Source organism: Alicyclobacillus kakegawensis NBRC 103104, from assembly GCF_001552655.1.
GTDB classification, from domain to species: domain Bacteria; phylum Bacillota; class Bacilli; order Alicyclobacillales; family Alicyclobacillaceae; genus Alicyclobacillus_G; species Alicyclobacillus_G kakegawensis.
Genome location: NZ_BCRP01000001.1, coordinates 1 through 14,808, shown reverse-complemented (window position 1 = coordinate 14,808; position 14,808 = coordinate 1). Strand labels below are relative to the sequence as shown.

Sequence of the window (14,808 nt, the reverse complement as noted above, 5' to 3'; positions counted from 1 at the left end):
ATCAGGCGGTTTATTGCAGGATAACACCGAAATCAGCCACTGTCTTGCTGGCTTGAAAGTGATTTGATCCAAATATAATATTAGTTATATATCATATATAAAAATAAAACCATGTGTCCCAAGTGGAGGTTTCGGGCAAGGGTCATGTTGGAAAGATAGACAACTTGTCGAAGGTGCCAGAGGAGGGGGCTGAATGGCGGACGACAAGCGAGGCAAGAGCCGACGATGGTTGCGCGGAATCGTTCATTATGACCCAGAGAATCGAAAAACCTTTGTCAAACGAACAACGGGGTTCGGTTTCACCATTAATTTTGCCACACCTTTTGGGAAGGTATTGGGTGCCGTCCTTATTCTGGTCATTATCGCGATTGTTGTCTTTCAACATCGCTGAGCATCGCGGTGCATGCGCGCGTAGCGGATTGGATTAGCGCGGATGGACGTGATTCTTCGCCTATGCGCATGAAAATTATGATATTCGTTTACGGTCACGGCGCTGCGATTGATTGGACCATGGCGACGGCGCCCATGAATGGTTTACATGCAGGTATGGCTGAAGCATAATGTAACTGAAAGCAACACAAAATGTATTCTGCCCGCCATGGCGATATCTGACGGGCAGTAGGGCGGGGCCTGCAGCACCAACGCTCGGGCCGAATCAGAACGAAGGGCAGTCAATCCCTTGGCGGGCCAGCTTTAGTGGGATTGGCTGTCGGTCTTTTTGGAGACCACTTCCACCTTGAGCTGTAACAACACCAGGTGCGCTATCTGGTATCGTCAGTTCAAGCAGAAATCTCCGCTCCATGGGACTCACCTCCGGTACCCGCAGCGCGGTCCGCAGGCCCCTACGTGCGGGAGGTGAGGGCCCATGCAAACATCAGTGCTGATCATGTCATAGGACATGACAACCAGCGCAATGAGGCAGCGCCAGAATTACTCTCGGTTCGGCCGATTGTACAATTACACCAGCCCATCGACCGCGCGACCGAAGCGTCCCTCAAACACCGTCTCGGCGAGCGGACGACGGCCGTTTGGCTTCTCGCGCTCCTGCAAAGCGGGCGGCAAATCGGCGGCGTCGCCCTGGTAGCCGAGGGCAATCACCACCTGCGGCTCGAATCCGTCCGGAAGGGCCAGCAACTCGCGGGCCCTGTCGCGGTCAAAGCCGCCCATCGCGTGCGCGGCCAGACCCTTCATCTCAGCGGCCAGCGCCAAAGAGGCCCAGGCAGCGCCCGCATCAAACGCGTGCATCCGGTTGTTGCGGCCATCCTCCGTCGTGGTCTGGGAAGCCAGCAGCAAGAGCACCGGCGCTTTTTGGCACCAGGTCACATTGCCTTCGTTGATGAACTGACAAAACAGGTCTCTGTCCACATCCGTACGGGCTATGATGAAGCGCCAAGGCTGCAGGTTGTTGGCCGAAGGCGCAAAGCGGGCCGCCTCCAGCACCGCGAACAGCGTTTCCTCATCAATCGGCCGTGGGGCAAACGCCCGGGGCGACCAGCGGTTGATAAACACAGCTGGCGCGTCATAGTTGGGTTGGCGATGCGCGGCCACCTGTTCCTTGAGTCCTTCGACAAGCTGTTTCACTTGGGCATCCCTCCCTCGTAACGAAACACACCCTTTATCATACCCGCTGTGGCGGACGGAGCCAAACCACCCCGATGGACGAACATTCTTGTGCATAATTTCTTTCATCGTTCGGATTTTGGTTGACACCCCAGCAGACCGGGGTTACACTGGCAACGGATACAGGTGGACGGGAGGCGTCCACCGCTGGCTGGAGGAGGAGCAATCCTGTGATTGACCGCTATACCCGCCCTGAGATGGGCAGGCTTTGGACGTTGGAACAGCGGTACCACTGGTGGTTGCAGGTGGAAATCCTCGCCTGCGAGGCGTGGGCCCAGTTGGGGGTCATTCCTGAGGAAGACGCGGCGGCGATTCGTGAGAAGGCCCGGTTCTCTGTGGAGCGCGTCCTGGAAATCGAGGAGACCACACGTCACGACGTGGTCGCCTTCACGCGCGCTGTGTCCGAGTCGCTGGGCCCGGAGCGCAAGTGGGTCCATTACGGCCTGACCTCGACAGACGTCGTCGATACCGCCCTGTCCGCGCAGTTGCAGCAGGCGATTGCCATCATCCGGGCGGATCTGCAGGACATCCTTGAGACCCTGCGCACTCTCGCCGACCGGCACCGCCACACCATCATGATGGGCCGCACGCACGGCGTGCACGCCGAACCCACCACGTTTGGCCTCAAAGCGGGGCTCTGGTACGCCGAGATGGACAGGAACTTGGAGCGCTTCGAAGCGGCCGCCGAGCGCATGCGCTACGGCAAGATCTCCGGGGCGGTCGGCACCTACGCCAATGTCGATCCGTTCGTGGAACGATACGTCTGCCAGCGCCTGGGGCTCAAGCCGGCGCCCATCAGCACGCAGACCCTGCAGCGAGACCGGCACGCCGAGTTCATCTTCACGCTCAGCCTCATCGGCACCACCCTGGACAAGATTGCGACCGAAATCCGCGGCCTGCAGAAGTCGGAGATCCGCGAGGTTGAGGAGCCGTTTTACAAGGGGCAGAAAGGATCATCCGCGATGCCGCACAAGCGCAACCCGGTGGGCTGCGAGCAGATAAGCGGGCTGGCGCGCGTGTTGCGCGGGTTTGTCGTGCCGGCGTTGGAGGACGTGCCGCTGTGGCATGAACGGGACATCAGCCACTCGTCGGTCGAGCGCGTCATCCTCCCGGATGCCACGATTTTGACCGACTACCTGCTGCACCGGATGAACCGCATCTTGAAGGACCTGCGCGTCTATCCGGAGAACATGAAACGGAACATGGAGCGTACCCACGGTCTGACGTATTCCCAGCGCGTGCTGACCGCCTTGATTGACAAGGGTGTCGCGCGCGAAGAGGCGTATGACACCGTGCAGCCAGCCGCCATGCGCGCCTGGGAAGAGGAGCGCCCGTTCTACGACATCATCCGCGAGGCGCCGCTCGTCCGGGAGCGGCTCAGCGAGGAGGAGCTCAAGGCGTGTTTCGATCCCGCCTGGCACCTGCGCCGGGTGGACGAGATTCTCGCGCGCCTCGGCATCTGACGGCCGCCTCCGCGCCCGGCGCGTTTGCGGCACAGCCGTGGCCCTGACAAGCAGAGACAACGTGCGCCAACAATCAAATACGGGTCACTCTCGTATATCCTCAGGGATACGGCCTGAGAGTTTCTACCCGGACCCCGTAAAGGTCCGGACTACGAGGGGAATCAGGGCACCAGGCGTCATTTTGGCCGGCTTGCCCGCGCCAAGCTGGCAGCTGCCGGCTCGGGCGAGGCAGACGGTCTGCGCCAACCCGGCGCACAGCGGTTTGCGCCGGTTTGCGCGCCTCGGTGCCGCCAGCCAGCAACGGCTCGCATTCCCCGCGTAGGTCGGGGAGCGGGCCGTTTATCGTTCCGGGCCTTCGACATACCACAGTGAGGGAGAGGTACCATGGCCGCCAAATGGGAACTGCTCTACGAAGGCAAGGCGAAAAAGGTCTATCGCACAGACAACCCTGAGCAGTACATCGTCGAGTACAAGGACGATGCGACCGCCTTCAACGGGCAGAAGCGCGGGTCCATCGCCGGCAAGGGGGTTGTCAACAACCGACTGTCCAATCTGTTCATGCGGCTGCTCGCCAAGCACGGTGTGCTGACGCACCTCATCGAGCCGCTCAGCGACCGCGAGACGCTGGTGCATGCTGTGCGCATCGTGCCGCTGGAAGTGGTGGTGCGCAATCTGGCTGCGGGCAGCATGGCCAAGCGGCTCGGCGTCGTCGAGGGCACGCCGCTCGCGCGCCCGATTGTCGAATTCTATTACAAAGACGACGCCCTGGGCGATCCGCTCGTCACCGATGATCACATTGAGGTGTTGGGCCTCGCACCGGCGGCCGAGCGCGATGAGATGCGGGAGACGGCGCTGCTTGTCAACGACATCCTGGGCGGTTTTTTGCGCCGCATCGGCATCACCCTGGTCGACTTCAAACTGGAGTTCGGCGTCGACGCCGAGGGCAGGCTGCGCCTGGCGGATGAAATCTCGCCGGACACCTGCCGGTTTTGGGACGCGAAGACGCAGAGGAAACTGGACAAAGACCGCTTTCGCCGTGACCTGGGCGACATTGAGGCGGCCTACCGGGAAGTATTAAGCCGTGTGGAAGAGGGGATAGAGGCATGACGAAGTGGCGTGCGACAGTTCGGGTGTGGTTGAAGCCGAGCGTGTTCGACCCGCAGGGGCACGCGGTGCTGCAGGCACTCACCAGCCTTGGCCACGAGGGCGTGGAGCAGGTGCGCATCGGCAAGTCCATCGAGTTGACGGTGGCGGCCGACAATCGCGACGAGGCGGAGGCGAAGGTGCGCCGGGCCTGTGAAGAGCTGCTGTGCAATCCGGTGATGGAGACGTACGCCGTGCTTGTGGAGGAGGAAGCCCAATGAGATGGGCGGTCATCGTCTTCCCCGGATCAAATTGCGACGAGGACGCGGCTCTGGCGATTGACCGGGTGCTCGGCGACGCGGTCGACCTCGTCTGGCACGACCAGCGCGATCTGTCGGCGTACGACGCCATCATCCTTCCCGGCGGCTTTTCTTACGGCGATTACCTGCGCAGCGGCGCCATCGCCCGCTTTGCGCCGGCGGTTGCCGGTGTCCGCGAGGCCGTCCAGCGTGGCGCCCTGGTGCTGGGGATTTGCAACGGGTTCCAGGTGCTCACTGAGGCGGGGCTTTTGCCCGGAGCACTGCTCGTCAATGATCACCTGCAGTTTTGCTGTGAGCTGGCTGAACTGCAGGTGGAGAACACAAAGACGCCGTTCACGCTCGACTACGCTGCCGGCGAGCGCATCCGCATCCCCATCGCCCACCGCGACGGGCGCTACCATGCGGACGCGGCGACGCTGACGCGGCTGCGGCGAGAACAGCGAATCGCCTTTCGATATGTGCAGAATCCAAACGGATCGGCCCAGGACATCGCCGGTGTGCTGGGGGCCAACGGCCGCGTTCTGGGCCTGATGCCGCACCCGGAGCGGGCGGTGGCCGAATGGATGCGTTCGGCCGACGGAGCCCGCATGTTCACGTCCATGCACCGCTTTGTGGAACAACAGGGGGCGTCACTGGCGGCGTCCGCGGAAGGAGTGGGAAGGCTTGGCTGAGGTGCGCGTAAAGACGAAGGCGGCCGTACCAAGCGGCCAGCCGGCGCCCGAGGAGATAAGGGAGCAGCGCCGGTACCTCGATCTCGGCTTGACCGATGCCGAGTACGAGCGCGTCTGCGAGCGGCTGGGGCGTCTGCCCAACTACGTCGAGGCAGGTCTGTTCGGCGTGTTATGGTCGGAACACTGCAGCTACAAAAGCTCGAAAATCCACCTGCGCAAGTTCCCGACCAGCGGTCCGCAGGTCCTGCAAGGCCCGGGTGAGAACGCGGGCGTCGTCGACGTGGGCGGCGGTCTGGCGGTGGCGTTCAAGATGGAGAGCCACAACCACCCCTCGGCCGTGGAGCCGTACCAGGGCGCGGCCACTGGTGTCGGCGGGATTTTGCGCGACGTGTTCACGATGGGAGCGCGCCCGATTGCGTTTCTCGACAGCCTGCGCTTTGGCCCTTTGACAGACGAGCGCACGCGCTATCTGTTCGCCAACGTGGTGGCCGGCATCGGCGGTTACGGCAATTGTGTCGGCATCCCGACCGTCGGCGGCGAGACGGCGTTTGACGAAAGCTACCGTCATAACCCGCTCGTCAACGCGATGTGCGTCGGCGTGTTGGAGGCCGACAAGATGGCCAAGGGCGCGGCGCGCGGCGTGGGCAACCCGGTGTTTGTGGTCGGCGCGCGGACGGGGCGCGACGGCATCCATGGCGCCACTTTCGCGTCGGCCGAGGACCCGACGGAGAAGGAGCGTTCCGCCGTGCAAGTGGGCGATCCGTTCCTCGGCAAGCTCCTGATGGAGGCCTGCCTGGAACTCATTGCGACGGGCGCGGTGGTCGGCATCCAGGACATGGGCGCGGCCGGGCTGGCCTCCTCCTCGGCGGAAATGGCGGCGCGCGCCGGCGGCGGTTTGGAGCTCAACCTGGACCTGGTGCCGGTGCGCGAGGAAGGCATGACCCCGTACGAAATGATGCTCTCTGAATCGCAGGAGCGGATGCTGGTGGTCATGGAGAGGGGCCGGGAAGAGCTGGCGTTTTCCATCTTGCGCAAGTGGGGCCTGGAGGTCGCGGAGATCGGGCGCGTGACCAGCGACGGTCGGTTGCGTCTTCGGTTCGCCGGGGAGGTGGTGGCGGATGTGCCGGTGGCGGCTTTGGTGGACGAGGCGCCGGTGTACGACCGCCCGGCGGACACAAAGTACGCGAAACCCGGTTTGGCGGTGGCCAAGCCTGATCTGCCGGCGGGGGACGCAGATGCCTGGGCGCAGCACCTGCTCGCTCTGCTCGCGCACCCCTCGATCGCCGACAAGCGTTGGGTGTATCGTCAGTATGACACCAGCGTGCGCACGGCGACGCAGGTCGGGCCGGGCAGCGACGCGGCGGTGCTGCGCCTGCCGGGCGCGGCGCGCGCCGTGGCGCTGGCCACTGACGGCAACGGCCGCTACGTGTACCTCAACCCGCGCCGGGGCGGGGCGATTGCCGTGGCCGAGGCGGCCCGCAACCTGGTGGCCAGCGGCGCAAGACCGCTCGCCATCACCGATTGCCTGAACTTCGGCAACCCGGAAAAGCCTGCCGTCATGCGCCAGTTTATCGACGCTGTGGAGGGGATGGCTGAGGCCTGCCGGGCGCTCGACACGCCGGTGGTCAGCGGCAATGTCAGCTTCTACAACGAGAGCCAGGGGCAGGACATCTTCCCGACGCCGGTGGTCGGCGCAATCGGCGTGATTGACGACCTGACGCGCGTAACCGAGGCGGCGTTTCGCGCGGCCGATTCCGCCGTCATCCTCGTCGGTCCCATCGACGCCGCGCTCGACGGCAGCTTGTTCTGGCAGTTGCTGGCCGGCCAGCCGGCCGGCGACGCCCCGCCCCTCGATTTGGCGCTGGAGCGGCGCGTGCAGGACTTGGTGCGAAGCCTCATCCGGGCCGGCCGTGTCCGCTCCGCGCACGACGTCTCGGAAGGCGGCCTGGCGGTGGCGTTGACGGAGATGGCCATCGCAGGCGGCGTTGGCGCCACGGTGACTCTGCCCGTGACGCCCCGAGACGCCCTGCAGCGGGCCGGGCTGTTGTTCTCGGAGGCGCAGAGCCGGATTTTGCTCGAGGTGGACTGTGCGTCGGCACAGGACATCGTCCAGGAGGCGGGGCAGGCAGGTGTAACGGCGCTCGTGCTCGGCAAAACCGGCGGAGACGCGGTGAGCATCGGCGGCGACGACGGGGTTTGGTTGACGCTGCCGTTGGCGGCGGCCCAGGCCGCCTACGAGGGCGCGCTGCCGCAGGCCATGCAGGCGCCCAGCGCGCGAGGGGAGGCGGATGCGTGATGAGGCTGGAACGGACAGATGGCCTCCATGAGGAGTGCGGCGTCTTTGGCATTTATGGCCATCCCAGCGCGGCGCAGATCGCGCACGTGGCGCTGATTGCGCTGCAGCACCGCGGCCAGGAGGCGGCCGGCATGGCTAGCGTGGACGGGGAACGGATGTACAACCACCGCGGCCTGGGCCTGGTCTCCGACGTGTTCACGTGCGAGGACTTGGCGCGCCTGCGCGGCCACGCGGCGATTGGCCACGTCCGCTACTCGACGGCTGGGCAGAACACGCTCGAGAACGCGCAGCCGCTGACCTTCCGCACGCACCGCGGCAGTCTGGCGTTGGCCCACAACGGCAACCTGGTCAACGCGCCCGCCCTGCGCGTGCTCCTGGAGCGCCAGGGGAGCCTGTTTCAGTCGACCAGCGACACCGAGGTGGTGGCGCACCTGATTGCCCGCTCCGTGCAGACCAACCTGATTGAGGCGGTGCGCACCAGCGTGAGCATGGTCAAGGGCGGGTACGCGTTTGTGCTGTTGACCGACGAGCGGCTCATCGCCCTGCGCGATCCGTACGGCCTGCGTCCCCTGGCTCTGGGCCGGTTGGGCGAGGCGTACGTGGTGGCGTCCGAGTCGTGCGCGTTTGAGACGATTGGTGCCGAGTTCGTCCGCGACGTCGAGCCCGGGGAAACGCTGGTCATCGACGCGGGCGGGCTGACCGCCATTGCACCGGCGCAGCCGACGCGGCGGGCGATGTGCACCTTCGAGCATATCTATTTTGCGCGCCCGGACAGCGACATCGACGGCTGGAACGTGCACGCGGTGCGCAAGAAGCTGGGCCGCATCCTGGCCGAGCGCCACCCGGCGGCGGGCGACATCGTGATTGGCGTGCCCGACTCCAGTGTCTCGGCGGCGGCCGGGTTTGCCGAGGCCAGCGGCGTCCCGCTCGAGATGGGGCTGGTGAAAAACAAGTACGTGGCGCGCACGTTCATCCAGCCCTCCCAGGCCCTGCGCGACCTGGGTGTGCGGCTGAAGCTGAACGCGGTGCGTTCGGTGGTGGACGGACGGCGGGTGGTGCTGATTGACGATTCGATTGTCCGCGGCACCACCAGCCGCCGCCTGGTGCAGCTGCTGCGCGAGGCGGGAGCGACGGAGGTGCACGTGCGCATCTCCAGCCCGCCATACAAACACGCCTGTCACTACGGCATCGACACTTCCTCGAAGGGCCAGCTGATTGCAGCGGACCATTCTGTGGAGGGGATCTGCCGCGAGATTGGGGCGGATTCGCTCGAATTCCTGACGGTGGAGGAGACGATGGAGGCGTTTGGAGTGCCTCAGGATGCGCCCTATCCGTTTTGCAACGCTTGTTTCACCGGTCGCTATCCGACCGAGGTGTACCCTATCAGCAAGGAGCAGTACGACGTCAGCCAGCAGGAGGTCGGGGTGTGATGAGCGACGAGTACCGCGCGGCCGGGGTCGACATCGCGGCGGGCAACGAAGCGGCGCGGCGCTATGCCCGTCTGGCCGCAGAAACGCGCCGGCCGGAGGTGATGGCGGCCATCGGCGGCTTTTCCGGCGGCTTCCGCATCGACGTCAACCGCTTTCCGCAACCGGTGCTGCTCTCGGGCGCCGACGGCGTGGGGACAAAGCTGAAACTGGCGTTTGCCACCGGACGCCACGGCACCATTGGCATCGACTGTGTGGCGATGTGCGTCAACGACATCCTCACCTCGGGCGCCGAGCCGCTGTTCTTTCTCGATTATCTGGCGACAGGCAAACTGGACGTGGAGGTGGCGGAAGCGGTGGTGGCAGGCGTCACTGTTGGCTGCCGGACGGCTGGCTGCGCCCTGTTGGGCGGCGAGACGGCGGAGATGCCGGGGATGTACGCGCCCGGCGAATATGATCTGGCCGGATTCGCCGTGGGGGTGGCCAACCAGCCGGACATCATCGACGGCCACCGCGTTCAGGCGGGCGATGCCCTCATCGGATTGGCCAGCGATGGCCTGCACTCCAACGGCTATTCGCTGGTGCGCAAGCTGATTGCCGAGGTGGGCGTCGATCTGGCGGATCCGCTGCCGTTTGCGGCCGCCCGCGGCCCGCAGGTCCTGGGCGCGACAGCAGCCAAGCGCCCCTGGACCTGGGCGGATGAACTGTTGTGGCCCACCCGCATTTACGTGCGGCCAGTGTTGGCGGCTTTGGCCGACGGAATGGATATCCGCGCTATGGCGCACATCACCGGCGGGGGACTGGTGGAGAACGTGCCGCGCTCGCTGCCGGACGGCCTGACCGCGGAGATCTGGCCGGGGCGCTGGTCGGTGCCGCCGGTCTTCTCCTGGTTGCTGGCGCAAAGCGGTATGGACTTGGCGCGGGCGGCCCGCGTCTGGAACCTGGGCGTCGGCTACACGCTGGTCGTTCCGGAGGAGCAGGCTGATGGCGCGGTGCGGTGGTTTGCCGAGCACGGGGAGCGCGCCTACCGGATTGGGCGCATCATCCCCGGCGGCGGGGATGCGCGGCTTGTGAAGGAGGGCGGCCGGTGAAACCCTGCGCATGGTCACAGGTTGGCCAGAAGACGCCCACCACGCCAGTCGGTGGCCATCGAGCGCGCCTGGCGGTTTTCGCCTCGGGCAACGGCAGCAACCTGCAGGCGCTGCTCGAAGAACCGGCGCGCAACCCCGCCTGGCCGGCGCGGGTGGTGGCGGTGGTGTCGGACAAGCCGGACGCCTGCGCGGTGTCGCGGGCGCAGCGGGCGGGAGTGCCGGTGTTCGCCAGGCGCCCGCGCGAATACCCGGACAAGCCGGCGTTTGAACGGGACGTGCTGGCGTTTTTGCGGCAGCATGAGGTGGAATGGGTGGCTCTCGCCGGGTACATGCGGCTGGTGGGCGACGTGCTGCTGGGCGCGTATGCGAATCGCATCCTCAACATCCACCCGTCCCTCTTGCCGAACTTCCCCGGCCGTCAGGCGGTGAAAGACGCTCTGGCCGCGGGGGCGCGGGAGACCGGGGTGACGGTGCACCTGGTCGATTCGGGGGTGGATACGGGGCCGATTTTGCTGCAGGCGCGCGTGTCCATCCCGGAGTGCAGTAGCGAGGAGGATTTGCTGACGCGCATCCACGCGGTCGAACATGGGTTGTACCCGCTGGCCATCAGTCTGGCGGTGCGCGGGCTGCTTCGTGGAGAAACCTGGGAAAGGAAGACGTGCACGTGAACAAGTGGGCTCTTGTCAGCGTTTTCGATAAGCAAGGCGTCGCCGATTTCTGCCGCTGCCTGGTCGCGGCCGGGTTCGGCATCCTCTCGACCGGGGGCACGGCCCGCCACCTGCGGGAGGCAGGCCTCGCGGTGACGGAGGTGTCGGATTACACCGGTTTTCCGGAGATGCTGGAAGGGCGCGTGAAGACCCTGCACCCACGCGTCCACGGCGGTGTGCTGGCGCGCCGCGACGACCCCAGCCACATGGCGGCGATTGCCGAGCATGGCATCGATCGGATTGACGTGGTGGTTGTCAACCTGTACCCGTTCCGCGAGACCGTCGCGCGGCCGGACGTGACGTTTGCCGAGGCGGTGGAGATGATTGACATCGGCGGACCGTCACTCCTGCGCGCCGCCGCGAAGAACCACGGCGGCTGCCTGCCGGTGGTCGATCCGGCCGATTACGTCTGGCTGGGCGAAGCGCTCGCGAGCGGGCGGGAGCTGACGGCAGCCGAACGGGCGCGTTTGGCGGCCAAGGTGTTCGCGGAAACGGCAGCCTACGACGCGGCGATTGCCGCCTACCTGGAGGCGGCCGCGACGCGGGACGGACGTTCCGAGCAAAAGGGCGAACCGCAAGGGCGGCCGCTGGCGGAGCAGGGGCCTGACCAACCGGCGGGTGCGCCCGCCGACGCGCCTTGGCCGCCACTTTATCAGGTGTCGTTTGTCCACAAGCAGGCCCTGCGCTATGGGGAAAACCCGCATCAACGGGCGCACTTCTATGCTGATGCGGACGCCAGTCCGGCGACAATAGCCGGGGCGCGCCAGCTGCAGGGGAAGGAGCTGTCCTACAACAACATCCAGGACGCGGACGCCGCGCTGCAAATCCTGCGCGCCCTGGACGACCTGGGGCAGCCGGCGGCGGTGGCGGTCAAGCACATGAACCCGTGCGGCGTCGGCCTGGGCGCGACGCTCAATGAGGCGTTTGATCGCGCCTACGAGGCGGATTCCGTCTCCATCTTCGGCGGCATCGTGGCCCTCAACCGGGCCGTCGAGGCCGAATTGGCGGAGAGGCTGGCGTCGATGTTCCTGGAGATCGTCGTGGCGCCCGGCTTCAGCGAGCAGGCGCGGGAGCGGCTGGGGCGGAAAAAGAACCTGCGCCTGCTGGAGATTGATGTGACCAGGCCGCTTTGGCGGCCCGGGGATCACCTGCTGCGCCGCGTCTCGGGTGGTCTCTTGGTACAGGAGGTCAACATCGGCGACGCGGGGGCGGACGCGTGGCGAGTGGTCACGCGCCGCCAGCCGACCGAGGAGGAGTGGCGGGCCCTCCGGTTTGGCTGGCGCATTGTCCGCTTCGTCAAGTCAAACGCGATTGTCTTGGCTAACTCGGTGATGACGCTGGGGATTGGCGCTGGGCAGATGAACCGCGTCGGCGCCGCCAAGCTTGCCATCGAGCAGGCCGGACCGCGTGCAGCGGGCAGCGTGCTGGCGTCGGACGCGTTCTTCCCGATGCGCGACACGGTGGACACCGCCGCCGCGGCTGGCGTCACCGCCATCGTGCAGCCGGGCGGATCGATCAAGGATAAAGAGAGCATCGAGGCGGCGGACGAGCACGGGATTGCCATGGTGTTCACCGGCCGGCGCCACTTCTTGCATTGAGAGGAGAGACAAGATGGCACTCGAAATCCCAAACCAGCCACGGGTCTTGGTGGTCGGCGCGGGCGCGCGCGAACACGCCATCGCTTGGAAGCTGGCGCAAAGCCCGCTGGCGCCGCGCCTGTATGCGGCGCCGGGGAACCCGGGACTGGCCCAGGTGGCGGAGTGTGTGCCGCTGGGCGCGGACGATGTGGGCGGCTTGGTATCGTTTTGCCGCGCGCAGGGCATCCAGCTGGTGGTGGTGGGGCCGGAGCAACCGCTCTCTGTCGGGTTGGTCGACGCCTTGACCGAGGCGGGCGTCCGCGCCTTTGGCCCGACGAAGGCGGCGGCGCAGTTGGAAACGTCGAAGGCGTTCGCCAAGGCGCTGATGGAGGAGGCCGGCGTGCCGACGGCGGCGCACCGGACGTTCACCGACGCGGAGGCGGCGAAGGCGTACATCCGGCGGCAGGGGGCGCCCATTGTTGTCAAGGCGGACGGTCTGGCGGCCGGCAAGGGCGTCACGGTGGCCGGGACGGTGGAGGAGGCGTGCCGCGCCGTCGACGGCATGATGCAGGCGGGCCGCTTCGGCGAGGCCGGCCGGCGCGTGGTGATTGAGTCGTTCTTGGTTGGGCGCGAGGCGTCGCTTATGTTCTTCATCGACGAGAGCGCCGTCGTGCCCATGCTGCCGGCGCGGGATCACAAGCGCATCGGTGAAGGGGACACCGGACCCAACACGGGTGGCATGGGCGCCTACGCGCCGCTGCCGGACGCGGACAGCCAGGCGCTGGCGGGGGAGGTGGAGCGGCGCATTGTCCGGCCCACGCTGGCGGCGCTGCGGGAGCGGGGCAGCGTTTACCGCGGTGTGCTGTACGTTGGCTTGATGCTGACGGACGACGGGCCGCAGGTGGTGGAGTTCAACGTTCGTTTGGGCGATCCGGAGGCGGAAGTGGTCCTGCCGCTTTTGGCGTCCGATTTGTTGGAGATAGCTTGGGCGGTCAGCGAAGGCCGCCTCGCGGAGGTGAAGGTGGCCTGGAGGCCGGACCACGCGGTGTGTGTGGTGTTGGCCGCGGCCGGGTACCCGGACTCGCCGCGCAAGGGGGACGTGATTTCCTTCGCCCCCAAGCTGGGCGCATCCGTGTCTGTGCCAGGACCGGGCTTGGCGCAGGGAGGACCGGAGGGATGCATCGTGTTTCATGCCGGAACCGCGTGGGAGGCGGAGGGATTGAAGACGGCGGGCGGCCGCGTGCTGACGGTGACAGGCGTCGGACAGACCCTCTCCGAGGCGCGGGATACGGCCTATGGCGGAACCGACGGCATCACGTTTGCCGGCAAGTATCTGCGGCGCGACATCGCGCACGGGTTGTAGGGTTGGCGCCGAGGGGAAAAGGGCGGTATACTGGGAATGGCTTGCAGTGAGCCAGCCAGACAGACAGAGATCCGATGCGGACAAAGACAAGGGCTGGTGGGAGAGCGAAAGCCCTGGAGGGTATCTCCCTACACCTTGTGGGACCGGGCAATGCCCGGTCTTTTCGCGTGGCGGAGGCGTTGCGGAGTGACGCATAGGCACGTCGGGGAGGTCGAGAGCGTTGGCACAGCGGGCGGTGTTTGCTGTCTTGATGTTGGTGGCCGGCAGTTGCTATGGCGTCGTGTCTCCTTTGCTGAAGCTCGGGTACGCCCACGGGTTGTCAACGCAGCAAATGACTGACGCTCAATACGGCTTTGCCGCGTTGATCCTGTGGGCGCTGGGGATCTGGCAGGCGCGTCGCCTGCGTATGTCCGCGTCTCAATGGCTGATTTTGGCTGTTCTCGGCGTGTGCGGCGCAGGCACGAGCTTTTGCTATTACCTGTCGTTGACGCGGATGCCAGCTTCCTTGGGCATCATCATGCTGTTCCAGTTCGCCTGGATGGTGTTGGTCATCGACATGTTGGTGACCCGTCGCCTGCCGGAGGCGCAAAAGTGGCTTGGGATGCTGATGATAGTCGTCGGTACCGTGCTGGCGGTCGGCATCTTTGGCCAGCGGATACCGGCTGTGCCCGGGTGGGCTGTGGGGCTTGGACTGTTGTCGGGGTTGTTCTACGCCCTGACGCTGTACCTATCTAGCTACGTCGACACCAGTACGCCACCCATCACCAGGGCTGCCGTCACCGTGACCGTCTCCGGATTGGTCATCCTGCCGCTTTTCCCGCCGAGCTTTCTGTGGGACGGATCGGCCAACCGGGGGCTGTGGCTTTGGGGAGGATTGATTGCCGTGTTCGGCCAGGTGCTCCCGATGCTGTTGATGCTCGTGTCCACGCCGCGCACCGGCGGCCGTATGGCCGGGGTGCTCGCGTCGATTGAACTGCCTGTCGCGGTTCTGTCGGCCCATCTCATTCTGGCGGAACCGGTGCATTGGTTGCGCTGGGTGGGGGTCGTTTTGATTCTGATGGGCATATGCATCAGCGAGTGGCCGGGTTGGCCGCGCCGGTCGGAGGCAGCGGGGAATCCGGTGCATACGGCGAAATTTTGATGGATTATATTTACATTTGATCTCTCGCAGCAATCGTAGTATAGTATTC

Annotated in this window: 13 protein-coding genes and 1 riboswitch; of the genes, 12 read left to right on the top strand and 1 reads right to left on the bottom strand. The window is 65.6% G+C overall.

The window, feature by feature from the left end:
* Nucleotides 1-193 precede the first annotated feature (193 nt).
* Nucleotides 194-391, top strand: a complete 198-nt coding sequence (locus AK2_RS00065) for a hypothetical protein (protein WP_067929949.1) — start codon at nucleotides 194-196, stop codon at nucleotides 389-391.
* Between the two features lie 566 nt (nucleotides 392-957).
* Here AK2_RS00065 and AK2_RS00060 read toward each other — a convergent pair.
* Entirely contained in the window at nucleotides 958-1,581 is a 624-nt protein-coding gene (locus AK2_RS00060; protein WP_067929947.1) for a nitroreductase family protein, read from the bottom strand.
* Nucleotides 1,582-1,790: 209 nt separating this feature from the next.
* Between AK2_RS00060 and purB the strand changes: the two genes are divergently transcribed.
* The 11 genes from purB (at nucleotide 1,791) to AK2_RS00005 (ending at nucleotide 14,759) form a co-directional block, all read left to right on the top strand.
* Nucleotides 1,791-3,083 (top strand): adenylosuccinate lyase, encoded by a 1,293-nt coding sequence (purB, locus tag AK2_RS00055; RefSeq protein WP_067929945.1) that lies wholly within the window; start codon nucleotides 1,791-1,793, stop codon nucleotides 3,081-3,083.
* Nucleotides 3,084-3,153: 70 nt separating this feature from the next.
* Nucleotides 3,154-3,255, top strand: a riboswitch (purine riboswitch).
* A gap of 212 nt (nucleotides 3,256-3,467) precedes the next feature.
* Complete coding sequence (gene purC / locus AK2_RS00050) at nucleotides 3,468-4,190, top strand: phosphoribosylaminoimidazolesuccinocarboxamide synthase (protein ID WP_067929943.1); 723 nt, start codon at nucleotides 3,468-3,470, stop codon at nucleotides 4,188-4,190.
* Entirely contained in the window at nucleotides 4,187-4,447 is a 261-nt protein-coding gene (purS, locus tag AK2_RS00045) for a phosphoribosylformylglycinamidine synthase subunit PurS (RefSeq protein ID WP_067929941.1), read from the top strand. Before purC ends, purS begins: the two co-directional genes overlap by 4 nt.
* Entirely contained in the window at nucleotides 4,444-5,157 is a 714-nt protein-coding gene (purQ, locus tag AK2_RS00040) for a phosphoribosylformylglycinamidine synthase subunit PurQ (protein WP_067929939.1), read from the top strand. Before purS ends, purQ begins: the two co-directional genes overlap by 4 nt.
* Before the next feature lies 1 nt (nucleotide 5,158).
* Nucleotides 5,159-7,453 carry a phosphoribosylformylglycinamidine synthase subunit PurL gene (gene purL / locus AK2_RS00035; protein ID WP_067930465.1) on the top strand — a complete coding sequence of 765 codons (2,295 nt, stop codon included), beginning with the start codon at nucleotides 5,159-5,161 and terminating at the stop codon, nucleotides 7,451-7,453.
* Entirely contained in the window at nucleotides 7,453-8,883 is a 1,431-nt protein-coding gene (gene purF, locus AK2_RS00030; RefSeq protein ID WP_067929937.1) for an amidophosphoribosyltransferase, read from the top strand. The genes purL and purF overlap by 1 nt, the downstream gene beginning before the upstream one ends.
* Complete coding sequence (purM, locus tag AK2_RS00025; RefSeq protein WP_067929936.1) at nucleotides 8,883-9,971, top strand: phosphoribosylformylglycinamidine cyclo-ligase; 1,089 nt, start codon at nucleotides 8,883-8,885, stop codon at nucleotides 9,969-9,971. The genes purF and purM overlap by 1 nt, the downstream gene beginning before the upstream one ends.
* Entirely contained in the window at nucleotides 9,968-10,639 is a 672-nt protein-coding gene (purN, locus tag AK2_RS00020; protein ID WP_083520674.1) for a phosphoribosylglycinamide formyltransferase, read from the top strand. The genes purM and purN overlap by 4 nt, the downstream gene beginning before the upstream one ends.
* Nucleotides 10,636-12,276 carry a bifunctional phosphoribosylaminoimidazolecarboxamide formyltransferase/IMP cyclohydrolase gene (purH, locus tag AK2_RS00015; protein ID WP_067929934.1) on the top strand — a complete coding sequence of 547 codons (1,641 nt, stop codon included), beginning with the start codon at nucleotides 10,636-10,638 and terminating at the stop codon, nucleotides 12,274-12,276. The genes purN and purH overlap by 4 nt, the downstream gene beginning before the upstream one ends.
* Nucleotides 12,277-12,289: 13 nt before the next feature.
* A complete protein-coding gene (gene purD, locus AK2_RS00010) occupies nucleotides 12,290-13,618 on the top strand; it encodes a phosphoribosylamine--glycine ligase (protein ID WP_067929932.1) in 1,329 nt (442 codons plus the stop codon).
* A 220-nt stretch (nucleotides 13,619-13,838) separates the two neighbouring features.
* Entirely contained in the window at nucleotides 13,839-14,759 is a 921-nt protein-coding gene (locus AK2_RS00005) for an EamA family transporter (protein WP_067929930.1), read from the top strand.
* The last annotated feature ends 49 nt before the right edge of the window (nucleotides 14,760-14,808 follow it).